Annotated in this window: 13 protein-coding genes and 1 riboswitch; of the genes, 6 read left to right on the top strand and 7 right to left on the bottom strand. The window is 73.8% G+C overall.

Annotated features, from left to right (window positions below):
• Positions 1 to 26: 26 nt before the first annotated feature.
• On the bottom strand, positions 27 to 1,226 hold the full coding sequence (locus ACPC54_RS01140; RefSeq protein WP_498959813.1) for an NAD(P)/FAD-dependent oxidoreductase: 1,200 nt from the start codon (positions 1,224 to 1,226) through the stop codon (positions 27 to 29).
• Positions 1,227 to 1,380: 154 nt separating this feature from the next.
• Positions 1,381 to 1,493, top strand: a riboswitch (TPP riboswitch).
• Positions 1,494 to 1,496: 3 nt separating this feature from the next.
• Between ACPC54_RS01140 and thiO the strand changes: the two genes are divergently transcribed.
• The 4 genes from thiO (at position 1,497) to pknB (ending at position 5,553) form a co-directional block, all read left to right on the top strand.
• Complete coding sequence (thiO, locus tag ACPC54_RS01135) at positions 1,497 to 2,672, top strand: glycine oxidase ThiO (protein WP_498959811.1); 1,176 nt, start codon at positions 1,497 to 1,499, stop codon at positions 2,670 to 2,672.
• Positions 2,669 to 2,878: a sulfur carrier protein ThiS gene (gene thiS, locus ACPC54_RS01130; protein WP_498959809.1), complete on the top strand. Its 210-nt coding sequence runs from the start codon at positions 2,669 to 2,671 to the stop codon at positions 2,876 to 2,878. Before thiO ends, thiS begins: the two co-directional genes overlap by 4 nt.
• Positions 2,879 to 2,880: 2 nt before the next feature.
• Positions 2,881 to 3,678, top strand: a complete 798-nt coding sequence (locus tag ACPC54_RS01125; RefSeq protein WP_498959806.1) for a thiazole synthase — start codon at positions 2,881 to 2,883, stop codon at positions 3,676 to 3,678.
• Positions 3,679 to 3,774: 96 nt separating this feature from the next.
• On the top strand, positions 3,775 to 5,553 hold the full coding sequence (pknB, locus tag ACPC54_RS01120) for a Stk1 family PASTA domain-containing Ser/Thr kinase (protein WP_498960537.1): 1,779 nt from the start codon (positions 3,775 to 3,777) through the stop codon (positions 5,551 to 5,553).
• A 23-nt stretch (positions 5,554 to 5,576) separates the two neighbouring features.
• Here the strand turns inward: pknB and ACPC54_RS01115 are convergent, their stop codons facing one another.
• The gene (locus tag ACPC54_RS01115; RefSeq protein ID WP_498959804.1) at positions 5,577 to 6,221 is read right to left on the bottom strand and encodes a sulfite oxidase-like oxidoreductase; all 645 of its coding nucleotides are present in this window, start codon (positions 6,219 to 6,221) and stop codon (positions 5,577 to 5,579) included.
• Positions 6,222 to 6,460: 239 nt separating this feature from the next.
• On the opposite strand from ACPC54_RS01115, the gene bfr reads away from it, so the two are divergent.
• The gene (bfr, locus tag ACPC54_RS01110) at positions 6,461 to 6,940 is read left to right on the top strand and encodes a bacterioferritin (RefSeq protein WP_498959802.1); all 480 of its coding nucleotides are present in this window, start codon (positions 6,461 to 6,463) and stop codon (positions 6,938 to 6,940) included.
• A gap of 21 nt (positions 6,941 to 6,961) precedes the next feature.
• Here the strand turns inward: bfr and ACPC54_RS01105 are convergent, their stop codons facing one another.
• Both ACPC54_RS01105 and ACPC54_RS01100 read right to left on the bottom strand, forming a co-directional pair.
• Positions 6,962 to 7,267 carry a (2Fe-2S)-binding protein gene (locus ACPC54_RS01105; protein WP_498959800.1) on the bottom strand — a complete coding sequence of 102 codons (306 nt, stop codon included), beginning with the start codon at positions 7,265 to 7,267 and terminating at the stop codon, positions 6,962 to 6,964.
• Positions 7,268 to 7,462: 195 nt separating this feature from the next.
• A complete protein-coding gene (locus ACPC54_RS01100) occupies positions 7,463 to 8,797 on the bottom strand; it encodes a class II 3-deoxy-7-phosphoheptulonate synthase (protein WP_498959799.1) in 1,335 nt (444 codons plus the stop codon).
• A 303-nt stretch (positions 8,798 to 9,100) separates the two neighbouring features.
• On the opposite strand from ACPC54_RS01100, the gene ACPC54_RS01095 reads away from it, so the two are divergent.
• Positions 9,101 to 11,035, top strand: a complete 1,935-nt coding sequence (locus tag ACPC54_RS01095; RefSeq protein ID WP_498959797.1) for an anthranilate synthase family protein — start codon at positions 9,101 to 9,103, stop codon at positions 11,033 to 11,035.
• A 75-nt stretch (positions 11,036 to 11,110) separates the two neighbouring features.
• Here ACPC54_RS01095 and ACPC54_RS01090 read toward each other — a convergent pair whose 3' ends face one another.
• Genes ACPC54_RS01090 through ACPC54_RS01080 form a run of 3 tightly spaced genes read right to left on the bottom strand, consistent with a single transcriptional unit; the run spans position 11,111 to position 13,858 of the window.
• Positions 11,111 to 11,806, bottom strand: coding sequence for a response regulator (locus tag ACPC54_RS01090; RefSeq protein WP_498959795.1), 696 nt, complete (start codon positions 11,804 to 11,806; stop codon positions 11,111 to 11,113).
• A complete protein-coding gene (gene macS, locus ACPC54_RS01085; RefSeq protein WP_498959793.1) occupies positions 11,803 to 12,996 on the bottom strand; it encodes a MacS family sensor histidine kinase in 1,194 nt (397 codons plus the stop codon). Before macS ends, ACPC54_RS01090 begins: the two co-directional genes overlap by 4 nt.
• Positions 12,997 to 13,042: 46 nt before the next feature.
• Positions 13,043 to 13,858: a lysophospholipid acyltransferase family protein gene (locus ACPC54_RS01080; RefSeq protein WP_498960535.1), complete on the bottom strand. Its 816-nt coding sequence runs from the start codon at positions 13,856 to 13,858 to the stop codon at positions 13,043 to 13,045.
• Positions 13,859 to 14,044: the final 186 nt, after the last annotated feature.

Genomic DNA, 14,044 nt, shown 5'->3' with positions numbered 1-14,044 from the left:
GGGCCCGGTCACGGGCACCCGTGAGGTCAGCGCGCCGCCGCCTTGAGCGGCACCTCCGGGTCCGCCGCGCGGGCCGGATCCAGCGCCGTGCCGCGCTCGATCAGCTTCCGCCCCTGGGTGAGGTCGCGCGGCCGGTCCACGGTCAGCAGCGCGCTCGGCACGCCGTCGCGCAGCCAGAGCACCGCCCAGGAGGCGTCCTGCGGGCTGCCGCGCCACAGCAGCTCGTCGCCCTCGGCGTGCCGGCCGGCGTACTGCACCATCCGCCCGAACTGCTCGGACCAGAAGTACGGCACCGGGTCGTACGCGGGCGTGTCCGCCCCGAGCACCGAGGCGGCGGCCGCGTCGCCGGACTGCAGGGCGTGGTCCCAGTGCTGGACGGCCAGCCGGGCGCCGGCCCGGGCCGACGGGTAGCTGACGCAGTCCCCGACCGCGAGGACGCCGGGCAGGCTCGTGCGCAGCCGGCCGTCCACGACGACGGCGCCGCTCGCGTCCAGCTCGACGCCGGAGCCGACCAGCCAGCCGGTCGCGGGCCGGGCGCCGACGCCGACCACCACCTCGTCGGCGGGCAGGTGCGAGCCGTCCGCCAGCCGCACCGCGCCCGGCTCCACCGCCTCGACGCCGACCCCGCAGCGCAGCCCGATCCCGGCCTCCGCGTACCAGGCGGCCATCGCCGAGCCCACCTCGACCGGCAGCGCGCCCGGCAGCGGCGCCGGGCCCGCCTCCACGACGGTCACCTCGCAGCCGGCCTGCCGGGCGGCGGTCGCCACCTCGGCGCCGATCCAGCCCGCGCCGACCAGCACCAGCCGGCGGCCGGGGCGCAGCAGCGCGCGCAGCGCCAGGGCGTCGTCCAGGGTGTGCAGCAGGTGGGCCCGGTCGGCGCCGGGCAGGGCGCGCGGGACGGCGCCGGTGGCGATCACCAGCGCGTCGTACGGCAGCTCGCCGGCGTCGGTGTGCAGCACGCCGGGGGCCAGGCCGGTGGCGCGGCGGCCGAGCAGCAGCTCGACGCCGAGCTCCTCGTAGTCGATGTCCAGGGTGGTGGCGTCGGCCTTGCCGAGCAGCACGTCCTTGGAGAGCGGCGGCCGGTCGTACGGCGCGCGCGGCTCCTCGCCGACCAGCACGATCCGCCCCCGCCAGCCGCCCTGCCGCAGCTTCAGGGCGCACTGCGCCCCGGCCAGCCCGGCTCCGACGATGACGACCACCTGGTCCGTTCCGCTCAGCTCTGCCACGCCCGTCACTGTACCGAGGGGTCTCCGCGGCCCCGCCGGCCCCTCCACCGCCCGCCCGCCGCACGGGTCTTCGGCCGTCCCGCGGGCCACCGCGCGCGGGCCCGTCCGCCCTGCGTACGGGCCTTCGGCCGGGCCGACCCCCGGCGTTAAGGTGGTGGCACCACACGGGAGCCCGGCGGACCGGGCTGAGAGGCGGGCTGGCACGGCCCGCGACCGTCCGAACCTGATCCGGGTCATACCGGCGAAGGGAGAAGAGCAGCTTTGTCACGCTTGCCATCAGGCGCCCGCGCGGACGTGCTGGTGATCGGCGGGGGCATCATCGGCCTCGCCGTGGCCTGGCGCACCGCGCAGCGCGGCGCGGGGACCGTGATCGTGGTCGACCCCGCCCCCGGCGGCGGGGCCGCCGGGGTCGCGGCCGGGATGCTCGCCCCGGTCACCGAGCTGCAGTACGGCGAGGAGCCGCTGCTGCGCCTCGGGATGGCCTCGAACGAGCGGTACGCGGCCTTCGCCGCCGAGCTCTCCGAGGCGAGCGGCGGCCTGGACACCGGCTACCGCCGCTGCGGCACGATCGCCGTCGCGCTGGACTCCGACGACCGCGCGGAGCTGCGCGAACTGCACGCCTTCCACCAGCGGCTGGGCCTGGACTCGACCTGGCTGACCGGCCGGGAGGCCCGCCGGCTGGAGCCGATGCTCGCCCCCGGCGTGCGCGGCGGCCTGCACGTCGCGGACGACCACCAGGTCGACCCCCGCCGGCTGCTCGAGGCCCTGGTCGTCGCCTGCGAGGGCGCGAAGGTGCTGCTGCACCGCGCCGAGGCGGTCGAGCTGCTGGTCGAGGACGGCCGCGCGGTCGGCGCCCGGCTGGGCTCCGGCGAGACCGTCACCGCCGACCGGGTCGTGCTCGCCGCCGGCCCGCACAGCCACCGGCTGGCCGGCCTGCCCGAGGACGTGCTGCCCGCGATCCGCCCGGTGAAGGGGCAGGTGCTGCGGCTGGGGATACCGGACGCCTACCGGCCGTTCCTGTCCCGCAACGTCCGCGCCGTGGTGCGCGGCCAGCACATCTACCTCGTCCCCCGCGAGAACGGCGAGCTGGTGGTCGGCGCGACCACCGAGGAGCAGGGCTACGACACCACCGTCACCGCCGGCGGGGTCTACGAACTCCTGCGCGACGCCCACGAGTTGGTCCCGGGGATCACCGAACTCCCGCTGCTGGAGACCTCGGCCGGGCTGCGCCCGGGCTCGCCGGACAACGCCCCGCTGCTGGGCCCGACCTCGCTGCCCGGCCTGGTCGCCACCACCGGCCACTACCGCAACGGCGTGCTGCTCACCCCGGTGACCGCCGACCTGCTCGCCGACTACCTGACCACCGGCGAAGTCCCGGAGCTGGCACGGCCGTTCACGCCCACCCGGTTCGCCCAGGACCACCCCGTCACGAAGGCCTCCGCATGACCGAGATCGCCCTGACCGTCAACGGCGAGCCCCGCCGGCTGCCCGCCACGACCACCCTCGCCGAGCTGGTGGCCACCGTCAGCGCCGCCAACACCGGCGTCGCCGCCGCGCTCAACGAGGCCGTGGTGCCCCGCAGTTCGTGGTCCGAGACGTCGCTCAACAGCGGCGACCGGATCGAGATCCTCACCGCCGTCCAGGGAGGCTGACCATGGCCGACGACCTGCTGACCATCGCCGGGACGACCTTCTCCTCCCGGCTGATCATGGGCACCGGCGGCGCCCCCAGCCTGGAGGTCCTGGAGCGGGCGCTGCTCGCCTCCGGCACCGAGCTGACCACGGTGGCGATGCGCCGGGTGAACGCGAGCACCCAGGGCTCCGTGCTGGACGTGCTGACCCGCAACGGCATCCGGGTACTGCCCAACACGGCCGGCTGCTTCACCGCCGGCGAGGCCGTGCTGACCGCCCGGCTGGCCCGCGAGGCGCTCGGCACCGACTGGGTGAAGCTGGAGGTGATCGCCGACGAGCGCACCCTGCTGCCCGACCCGATCGAGCTGCTGGACGCCGCCGAGACGCTCGTCGACGACGGCTTCACCGTGCTCCCGTACACCAACGACGACCCGGTGCTGGCCCGCAAGCTGGAGGACGTCGGCTGCGCGGCGATCATGCCGCTGGGCTCGCCGATCGGCTCCGGCCTGGGCATCCGCAACCCGCACAACTTCCAGCTGATCGTGGAGAGCGCCAACGTCCCGGTGGTCCTGGACGCGGGCGCCGGCACCGCCTCCGACGTGGCGCTGGCGATGGAGCTGGGCTGCTCGGCGGTGATGCTCGCCTCCGCGGTGACCCGCGCCCAGGACCCGGTGCTGATGGCCGAGGCGATGCGGCACGCCGCCGAGGCCGGGCGCCTGGCCCACCGGGCCGGCCGCATCCCGCGCCGCTTCCACGCCGAGGCCTCCTCCGCGATGGCGGGCCGGGCGGACCTGGACACCCGCGAGCACCCGGCCTTCTGACGGCCGGGGCCCGGTAGGCCGTGTCACAAGCCGGTCCCGGAGCGGTGTCCGCCGGGATCGGCCTCCGGCCGCGCCACTAGACTCCCCCGGGTGGACATGGCATCGCACGACCCGCTGATCGGTACCCTGCTCGACGGCCGGTACCGGGTCGAGCAGCGCATCGCGGCCGGCGGGATGTCCACCGTGTACCGGGGCACCGACACCCGGCTCGACCGGGTCGTCGCGCTCAAGGTGATGCACCCGCAGCTGGCCGGCGACGAGGGCTTCACCGCCCGCTTCATCCGCGAGGCCAAGGCCGTCGCCCGGCTCACCCACCCCAACGTGGTCAACGTCTTCGACCAGGGCGCGGACGCCGGGCACGTCTTCCTCGCCATGGAGTACGTCCCCGGCCGCACCCTGCGCGACCTGCTGCGCGACCGCGGCGCGCTGTCGGTGCGGGCCGCGCTGGACGTCCTGGAGCCGGTGCTGGCCGCCCTCGGCGCCGCCCACCGGGCCGGGCTGGTGCACCGGGACGTCAAGCCGGAGAACGTGCTGATCACCGAGAGCGGCCTGGTCAAGGTCGCCGACTTCGGCCTGGTCCGGGTGCTGGGCAGCGCGGACGGCGCCCCCACGACGGCCACCACCGCGACCGGCGCCACCGTGCTCGGCACCGTCTCCTACCTGGCCCCCGAGCAGATCCTCCCGGACGCGTCCACCGACCAGCGGGTCGACGTCTACGCGGCCGGCATCCTGCTGTACGAGATGCTCACCGGCCGGCGCCCGCACACCGGCGACAACCCCGTCCAGGTCATGTACAAGCACCTGCACGAGGACGTCCCCGCCCCCTCACTGGTGGCCCCCGCCGTCGCCCCGGCGCTGGACGCGATAGTCGCCGGCGCCTGCTCCCGGGCTCCCGAGGCCCGCCCGTACGACGCGGTCGAGCTGCTCGCCGCGCTGCAGCGGGTGCGCCGCGGCCTCACCCCGGCCGAGCTGGACGCCGAGCCGCCCGCCTCCACCCGGCCCAGCCCGCGCTACCCGACCAACGAGCCGACCTCGGTGATCCAGCCGCTGCCCCGGCCCGCCGACGCCCCGCCGACCGAGCGCACCAGCGTGCTGGACGTGCCGCCGGAGTTGCTGGACCAGCTGCTCGCCGAGCCGCGCCCGTACGACGAGCCGACCCCGGCCCGGCCGCGCCGGCCGCGCCGCCCGCGCCGCCTCCCCCGCAAGCCGCTGATCTGGGCCTCCGTGCTGACCGCCCTGGTGCTGGCGGTCGGCGGCGCGACGTACGGCCTGACCCAGGGCCTGTACGGGCCGGTGCCCGGCATGCTCGGCAAGGACCGCGCCGAGGCGCAGCGCCTGCTGGACGACGAGGGCATGCACGGGAGGTTCGTCGAGGTGTACAGCGAGTCCGTCCCGGCCGGGCAGGTGATCTCCAGCGACCCCGGGGTGGGCGCGCGCACCCGCCGCAGCGACACCGTGACGGTCACCGTCTCCAAGGGCCCCAAGCGGATCGCCGTGCCGGACCTCGTCGGCAAGCCCGCCGACCAGGCCGCCACCGCGCTGACCGGCGCCCAGCTGGCCAGGGGCACGGTCACCGAGACCAACAGCGACACCGTGGCCGAGGGCACGGTGATCAGCAGCTCGCCGGCCGCCGGTCAGCTGCTGCCGGAGAACACCGCGGTGTCGCTGGTGGTGAGCAAGGGCATGGTGGCCGTCCCGGACGTGACCGGGATGAGCAAGGAGGACGCGCAGAAGGCGCTCCAGGCGGCCGGCTTCACGATGCAGACCAGCGGGGTGAACCTGTTCGGCACCGGCAAGGTGTCCAGCCAGTCCCCGGCCGCCGGCGAGCGGCGCCCGCAGCGCTCGGTCGTGACGGTCAACTTCCCGTTCATCTAGGGCGGTTCAACACCCGGGAGGGCTCAGCGCAGCGGCCCGTCGCCGGGCTCCTCCTGGTGGGAGTAGCGCTGCTCGCGCCACGGGTCGGCGAGGTTGTGGTAGCCCCGCTCCTCCCAGAAGCCGCGCCGGTCGGCCCGCATGTACTCGACCGCGCGGACCCACTTGGGGCCCTTCCAGGCGTACAGCCGGGGGACGACCAGCCGGACCGGGAAGCCGTGCTCGGCGGTCAGCGGCTCGCCGTTGCGGTGGGTGGCGAGCAGGGTGCGCTCGTCGGCGAAGTCCGCCAGCCGCAGGTTGGCGCTGTAGCCGTACTCGGCCCAGACCATCACGTGGGTGACGCCCGGCGCCGGGGGTGCCAGGTCGAGCAGGGCGGCGGCGGGCACGCCCGTCCACTCGTTGCCGAGCACGGAGAACTTGGTCACGCAGTGCAGGTCCGCGCGGACGGTGGCGCGGGGCAGGGCGTTGAAGGCGGCGAAGTCCAGGCTGTGCTTCTCCGCCGAGGCGGTGGCGCCGAACACCTGGAGGTCCCAGGTCAGCCGGTTGAACCGGGGGACGGGCCCGTAGTGCAGGGCGGGCCAGCCGTGCTGCACGCGCTGCCCCGGCGGGAGGTCGGCCTCGGGCCGGCCCGGGTCAGACGGCGGAAGCGGTTCTTGTTCGGACTGACCCATGGCTCCATGGTGACAGACGGCGGGCGGCGCCCCACGCGCGCCCCTTGGCGCTGGTTCGCGCCCCGCCCGTACGGGCCAACGGTCGATCGCCCACCCACCGACTTCCGCACAAATCGGATATTCCGACACATGTCCTAGTGAGTGTGAACTTACTGGAATTTCTTCCCATTCCGGTGCCAGGATGCCCAGCGCAGGCCCGACCGCCGGGCACCGCAGGAGTTCACCCAGGAGGCACCGCCATGCAGGGCGACCCGGAGGTCATCGAGTTCCTCAACGAGCAGCTCACCGCCGAGCTGACCGCCATCAACCAGTACTTCCTGCACGCCAAGATGCAGGAGAACTTCGGCTGGACGAAGCTCGCCAAGTACACCCGGCACGAGTCCTTCGACGAGATGAAGCACGCCGAGACGCTCACCGACCGGATCCTGTTCCTGGACGGGCTGCCCAACTACCAGCGGCTGTTCCACGTCCGGATCGGCCAGACGGTCAAGGAGATGTTCGAGGCCGACCGCCAGATCGAGGCCGAGGCGATCGACCGGCTCAAGCGCGGGATCGTGGTGATGCGGGCCAAGAACGACGTCACCTCGGCGAACATCTTCGAGGACATCCTGGCCGACGAGGAACACCACATCGACTACCTCGACACCCAGCTGGAACTGCTGGAGAAGCTCGGCGAGGCGCTCTACATCGCCCAGCTGATCGAGCAGCCGGAATCCTAGGACCGACGCCCGCGGCTACGCCTACGCCACCCGGAGCGGCAGCACCGGCGCGACGACGACCGCGGCGGGAGCGACCGGGGCCGGGGCGGGGTCGGCCGGCGCGGCCTCGGACTCCGGGTCGGCCAGGCCCAGCTTGGCCGCCAGCCGGGCGGTCGGGCAGGGCCGGGCGCCGTGCTCGCCGAGCAGCGCCTGGATCCGCCGGACGCAGGACCCGCAGTCGGTGCCGGCCTTGCAGCCCTTGGCTATCTGGCGGGGGGTGTTGGCACCCTCGTCGATGGCCTGCTTCACCCGGGCCTCGGTGACCGCATGGCACATGCACACGTACATCGCGGTCTCTCCCGGGGTGGAGCGGAGTGGATCTTGACTAAGGCAAGCCTTAGTTCACTGAGCCTCACCTTACCTGGCGAATCGAGTACGAAAAAGCCCCTCCGGGCTCGGGAATCCCGAATCCGGAGGGGCCTTCGTCACATCAGCCGTGCACTGCTCGGCCGGGCACTGCTCGACCGTTCACCGGCCGGCCGTTCACTGGCCGCGGTACATCTCCGCCACCAGGAACGCCAGGTCCAGCGACTGGCTGCGGTTGAGCCGCGGGTCGCAGGCCGTCTCGTAGCGCTGGTGCAGGTCGTCGACCAGCACCTCGTCGCCGCCGCCGACGCACTCGGTCACGTCGTCGCCGGTCAGCTCCACGTGGATGCCGCCCGGGTGGGTGCCGAGCGCGCGGTGCACCTCGAAGAAGCCCTTGACCTCGTCGAGCACGTCGTCGAAGCGGCGGGTCTTGTGGCCGCTGGAGGCCTCGAAGGTGTTGCCGTGCATCGGGTCGCAGATCCACACCGGCTGGGCACCGGAGGCGGTGACCTTCTCCACCAGGGTGGGCAGGTGGTCGCGGACCTTGCCCGCGCCCATCCGGGTGATGAAGGTCAGGCGGCCCGGCTCGCGCTCCGGGTCCAGCTTCTCGATCAGGGTCAGCGCCTCGTCCACCGAGGTGGTCGGGCCGAGCTTGACCCCGATCGGGTTGCGGACCTTGGACGCGAACTCGATGTGCGCGTGGTCCAGCTGCCGGGTGCGCTCGCCGATCCACACCATGTGGCCGGAGACGTCGTACAGCTCGCCGGTGCGCGAGTCCACGCGGGTCAGCGCGGTCTCGTAGTCCAGGATCAGCGCCTCGTGCGAGGAGAAGAACTCGACCGTCTTGAACTCCTCCGGGGCGACCCCGCAGGCGTTCATGAAGGCCAGGGCGTTGTCGATCTCCCGGGCGAGCTGCTCGTAGCGCTGGCCGGCCGGCGAGTTGCGCACGAAGTCCTGGTTCCAGGCGTGCACCTGGCGCAGGTCGGCGTAGCCACCGGTGGTGAAGGCGCGCACCAGGTTCAGCGTCGCGGCGGACGCGTTGTACATGCGCTTCAGCCGCTCCGGGTTCGGGATCCGGGACTCGGGCGTGAACTCGAAGCCGTTCACCGAGTCGCCGCGGTACACCGGCAGCGTCACGCCGTCACGGGTCTCGGTCGACTTGGAGCGCGGCTTGGAGTACTGGCCGGCGATCCGGCCGACCTTCACGACCGGCACGGAGGCCGCGTACGTCAGCACGGCGGCCATCTGGAGCAGGGTCTTCAGCTTGTTGCGGATGTGCTCCGCCGAGACGCCGTCGAAGGCCTCGGCGCAGTCGCCGCCCTGCAGCAGGAACGCTTCCCCACGCGCCACGGCTCCGAGCCGGGCGCGCAGCTGGTCGCACTCGCCGGCGAAGACGAGCGGCGGATAGGAGGCGAGCTCCGCAAGGGTCTTGCGCAGAGCCTCTTGGTCCGGCCATTCAGGCTGCTGCGCCGCGGGCAGGGACTGCCAGGAGTGGAGATTCGTCACGGTCACAGCGCCAAGGCTACGGGGTGACGGCGCCGATCCGTGACCTTTGCTCGCTGGGTGAGACACCTTCCGGACAATCGCCGCTCCCGGGCTCGCCCGCTCGGCCCCATCCGTTACGCTCGGCCCCATGCACGCGCCCCACAGCCACTCCTGGTGGTGGGCTTCCCTCAAGGGTGGCCCACCGATCGCGCGTTCCTAGACGACACGACGGCCGCCCCTCGGGGCGGCCGTCGACGTTGGAACAGACGGCTTCTCCGGGAGCGGACCCAGCACCGCCCTCGCCATCCACTCCGGAAGGAAAGCCGTACTGTGACCACCGCCGCCGAGCTGCTCGCCCGTCTCACCGCCCCGGGCGCCCCCGCCTTCGCCCTGCTGCACCGCCGCACCCCCCGGCACGCCCCGGACACCGTCGAGGTGCTGCTGGGCACCGTCGACGCCTACGAGCACCTCGCCGACCTGCCCGTGCCCGAGGGCGCCCCGGCCGGAGGCCCGACGCACGACCTGCTCGCGCTCGTCCCGTACCGGCAGATCCGCGAGCGCGGCTTCGAGGCGCACGACGACGGCACCCCGCTGCTGGCCCTCTCGGTGACCGAGCAGCACGCCCTTCCGCTCGCCCAACTCACCGCCGCACTACCGCAGTTGCCGGTCTCCCTGACCGGCGGCGGGTTCGACGTGGACGACGAGACGTACGCGGCGATGGTCCGCCGGGTGATCGAGGAGGAGATCGGCAACGGCGAGGGCGCCAACTTCGTCATCCGCCGCGACTTCCACGCCACGCTCCAGGACTTCTCGCCCGCGCTGGCCCTGACGCTCTTCCGCCGGCTGCTGGAGCAGGAGCGCGGCGCCTACTGGACCTTCCTGGTGCACACCGGGGAACGCGTCCTGGTCGGCGCCTCCCCCGAGGTGCACGTCCGGCAGAGCGGCGGCACCGTCGTGATGAACCCGATCTCCGGCACCTACCGCTACCCGGCCGGCGGCGCCGACCTCGACTCGCTGCTCCGGTTCCTGCACGACCCCAAGGAGCTCGAAGAGCTGACCATGGTGGTCGACGAGGAGCTCAAGATGATGTGCACGGTCGGCGACCTCGGCGGCCAGGTCCTCGGGCCCCGGCTCAAGGAGATGTCCCACCTCGCCCACACCGAGTACGAGCTGCGCGGCCGTACCTCGATGGACGTCCGCGAGGTGCTGCGCGAGACCATGTTCGCCGCCACCGTCACCGGCAGCCCGGTGCAGAACGCCACCCGGGTCATCAAGCGCTACGAGCCCACCGGGCGCGGCTACTACTCCGGCGCGCTCGCCCTGATCGGCCGCTCCGCGAGCGGCGGGCAGCAGCTCGACTCCCCCATCTGCATCCGCACCGCCGACATCGACCCGGCCACCGGCCGCCTGGTCGTCCGGGCCGGCGCGACCCTCGTCCGCCACTCCGACCCGCACTCCGAGGTCGCCGAGACCCACGCCAAGGCCGCCGGCGTGCTCACCGCCATCGGCGCCCGGCCCACCACCGCCCGGGTGCCCGGCCCGACCGGCCCCCGGCTCGCCGACGACCACCGGGTGCAGGCCGCGCTCGACTCCCGCCGGGCCGACCTCGCGCCGTTCTGGCTGCGGATGCAGTCCCCGGCCGAGGTCACCGAGCCCGAGCCGACCCTGGTCGTCGACGGCGAGGACACCTTCACCGCGATGCTCGCCCACCTGCTCACCTCGCTCGGCCACCAGGTCGACATCGTCCGCTTCGACCGGCCCGGCCTGCGCGAGCTGGTCGCGGCGCACCGAGGCCCGCTGGTGCTGGGCCCCGGCCCGGGCGACCCGGCGCTCGCCGACGACCCGAAGATGGCACTGCTGCGGCCGGTCGTCGCCGACGCCCTGGCCGCCGTCCGCTCCGGCGAGCGGACGGCGCCGCTGCTCGCCGTCTGCCTCAGCCACCAGCTGCTCGCCGCCGAGCTCGGGCTCCCGCTCGCCCGCAAGGCCGTCCCGTACCAGGGGGCGCAGGAGACCGTCGAGCTGTTCGGCACCAAGCGGACGGTCGGCTTCTACAACACCTTCACCGCGCGCTGCTCCGACGCCGACGCGGAGCGGCTGGCCGCCCGGGGCGTCGAGGTCGCCCGGGACGCCGTCACCGGGGACGTCCACGCGCTGCGCGGGCCCGGCTTCGCGGGCCTGCAGTTCCACCCCGAGTCGGTGCTCACCCGCGACGGGGTGGACATCGTCGCGGGCCTGCTGCGCTCCGCGACGGCCGTACGGCGCTGAGCGGTCGAGCGGTCGAGCGGTCGACGCGATGAGCGGTTGACCCGTCGAGCGGACGGGGAGCCGTAGCCGGCCCGGCTACAGCTCCTCGTCCAGCCCCTGCTCGATCGCGTAGCGCACCAGCTCCACCCGGTTGTGCAGCTGCAGCTTCCCCAGGGTGTTCTGCACGTGGTTCTGCACCGTCCGGTGCGACAGCACCAGCCGGTCGGCGATCTGCCGGTAGGACAGGCCCTTCGCCACCAGCCGCAGCACCTCGGTCTCCCGGGCGGTCAGCTTCGGGACGTCCGGCGCCGAGGCCGGGGCGGGCTCGGCGGCCAGCCGGCGGAACTCGCCGAGCACCAGGCCGGCCAGCCCCGGGGTGAACACCGCGTCGCCCACGGCCGTACGCCGCACCGCGTCCAGCAGTTCGTCCCGCCCGGCCGACTTCACCAGGTACCCGGTCGCGCCGGACTTCACCGCCTCCAGCACGTCCTGGTGCTCGCCGCTGGCCGACAGCACCAGCACCCGTACCGCCGGGTCGTGCGCGACCACCTGGCGGCACACCTCGACGCCGGGCAGGCTCGGCAGGTTGAGGTCCAGCACGACGACCTGCGGCGAGCTGGCCCGGGCCCGGCGGACGGCCTCCTCGCCGTCCCCCGCCGTGGCCACCACGTCCAGCCCGGCCTCGGCCAGGTCCCGCGAGACGGCCTCGCGCCACATCGGGTGGTCGTCCACCACCATCACCCGCACCGGCCGGTCGGTGATCGGCTGCTCGGTCGTTCGCTGGTCAGTCATCGGGTGGCCTTCCTCGGGACGCGCAGTTCCACCTCGACGCCCTCCCCGGGCGCCGAGTACAGCTCGGCCGTGCCGCCGAGGTCCGCCAGCCGCCCGCGGATGGACTGGGAGACGCCGAGCCGCCCGGCCCGTTCCGCCTCGCCCAGCCGCCCGGGGGCGAAGCCGGGCCCGTCGTCGCGGATGCTCACCGTGACGGCCTCCGGCTCGTCCTCGACCAGGATCCAGGCCCGGGCCGACTCCCCGGCGTGCCGGCGCACGTTGTCCACGGCCGCGCCGACCGCCGCGGCCAGCTCGCCGGCCGCCGGGCCCGGCAGCAGCACGGGGGTGCCGGGCCCGGACAGCGTGATCCGCTCGTCGGTGTACGGGCGCAGCAGTGCGGTGAGGTCGTCCGGCTCGGCGGCGGCCGGCTCGGCCGCTCGCTGTGCGGGCAGCGGGCCGCCGGTCATCAACGCCCGCAGCGCGCGCTCCTGTTCGCCGGCCAGGCGGCCCAGCTCGGCGAGGTCCCCGGCGGCACCGGTCTCGGCGCCGCGCCGCTGGACCAGGGCGAGCACCTGCAGCACCCCGTCGTGGATGTCCCGGGAGAGCCGCTCGCGCTCCCGGGTGGCGGCCTCGACCTGCAGCGCCCGGGTGAGGGTGGCCTCGCTGGCCCGGGCCAGCTCGACGACGTACCCGATGGCGACGCCGGCCACCAGCAGCAGCACGATGTTGTGGATGTTGTCGCCGGTCGGGCCGCCGTGGCCGAGGATGTTGGCCACGCCGATCACCGAGCCGGAGGCGGCCGCCGGGCGCCAGCCGCCCTTGGCGGCGAAGCCGAGCACCGTGCCGGCCGCCCAGATGGTCGGCAGGGTGGGGGCGCCGTGGCTGATCCGGGCCGGGGCGTCGGTCAAGCCGCTCATCACGATGCCGGTGACGGCCAGCGTGAGGTCGAAGCCGAGGACGTACCAGGTGCAGCGGCGCGGGTCGCCGAAGGCGCGGGTGCTGGCGAGCGTCCACAGGGTGAGCGCGCCGAAGTAGATCCAGCCCGCGACGGGGTGCAGGAAGTGCAGGTAGGAGTTGAAGTAGCGGAGCAGGGCGTAGCTGAGGGCCAGCACCCGGAAGTAGGAGATGGCCCGCCAGAGCGGCAGTTCGACCGACATGCCCCCGGCCGCGATCGTGCCGCCGGCCGTTCTGCCGTGCGCGCCGTCCGTCATCCCCGCCCTGTCCTTCCCCAGCCCTCCCCTGGCCCCGCCGGGCGGGTCAGGCCGACCCGCCCTCCTTCTGCTCGCCCTTCTCGGCCTCGGCCTTCTCCGCCTCGGCCTTCTCCGCCTCGGCCTTCTCCGCTTCGGCCTCGGCCTTCTCGGCCTTGGCGGCGGCCTTCCGCTCGGCGTCCGCCTTCTTCTTGTCGTCCGCGATCTGCCGCTTGGCCGCCGTGGCGTAGATGTCCACGTACTCCTGGCCGGAGAGCCGCATGATCTCGTACATCACCTCGTCCGTCACCGAACGGAGGATGAAGCGGTCGTTCTCCATGCCGTGGTAGCGGGAGAAGTCCAGCGGGCGGCCGATCCGGATGCCCGGGCGGATGCCGAAGTTGGGGATCACCTGGCCGGGCGGCTGCACCTTCTCGGTGTCGATCATCGCGACCGGGATGACCGGCGCGCCGGTGGCCAGCGCGACGCGGGCCAGGCCACCGACCTTGCCGCGGTACAGCTTGCCGTCCGGCGAGCGGGTGCCCTCGGGGTAGACGCCGAACAGCTCGCCGCGGTCCAGCACCGCGATGGCACTGCGGATCGCCGCCTCGCCGGCGCCGCGCACGCCCGAGCGGTCCACCGGCAGCTGGCCGACGCCTTTGAAGAAGGCGGCGGTCAGCCGGCCCTTGAGGCCCGGGGTGTTGAAGTACTCGGCCTTCGCGATGAAGGTCACCCGGCGCTTGATCAGCGCGGGGAAGAAGAACGAGTCCGAAAAGGACAGGTGGTTGCTCGCGATGATCGCCGCACCCTCGGCGGGGATGTTCTCCTCGCCCTCCAACCACGGCCGGAAGAAGATCCGAAGCAGTGGCGCGACGATCAACTTCATCAGTCGGTAGAACAACCCGGGCCTCCTGTTATGCGGACCGGTCGATCCTAATGCCCCGTGGGCGCGGGCCGTGCCCGGGCCCGCCGTAAGGGGGTGTACGGCCCGGCGCGCGGCGTGGGACGATGCGGATTCCCGCAGCCCTCCCCCTCCAGCGTCCCCTCCCCCAGCGCCGCCCGCCCGCGAAGG

It is taken from the genome of Kitasatospora sp. NPDC094028, assembly GCF_049543595.1.
GTDB lineage: Bacteria > Actinomycetota > Actinomycetes > Streptomycetales > Streptomycetaceae > Kitasatospora.
This window is presented reverse-complemented; position numbering and strand designations above follow the sequence as displayed.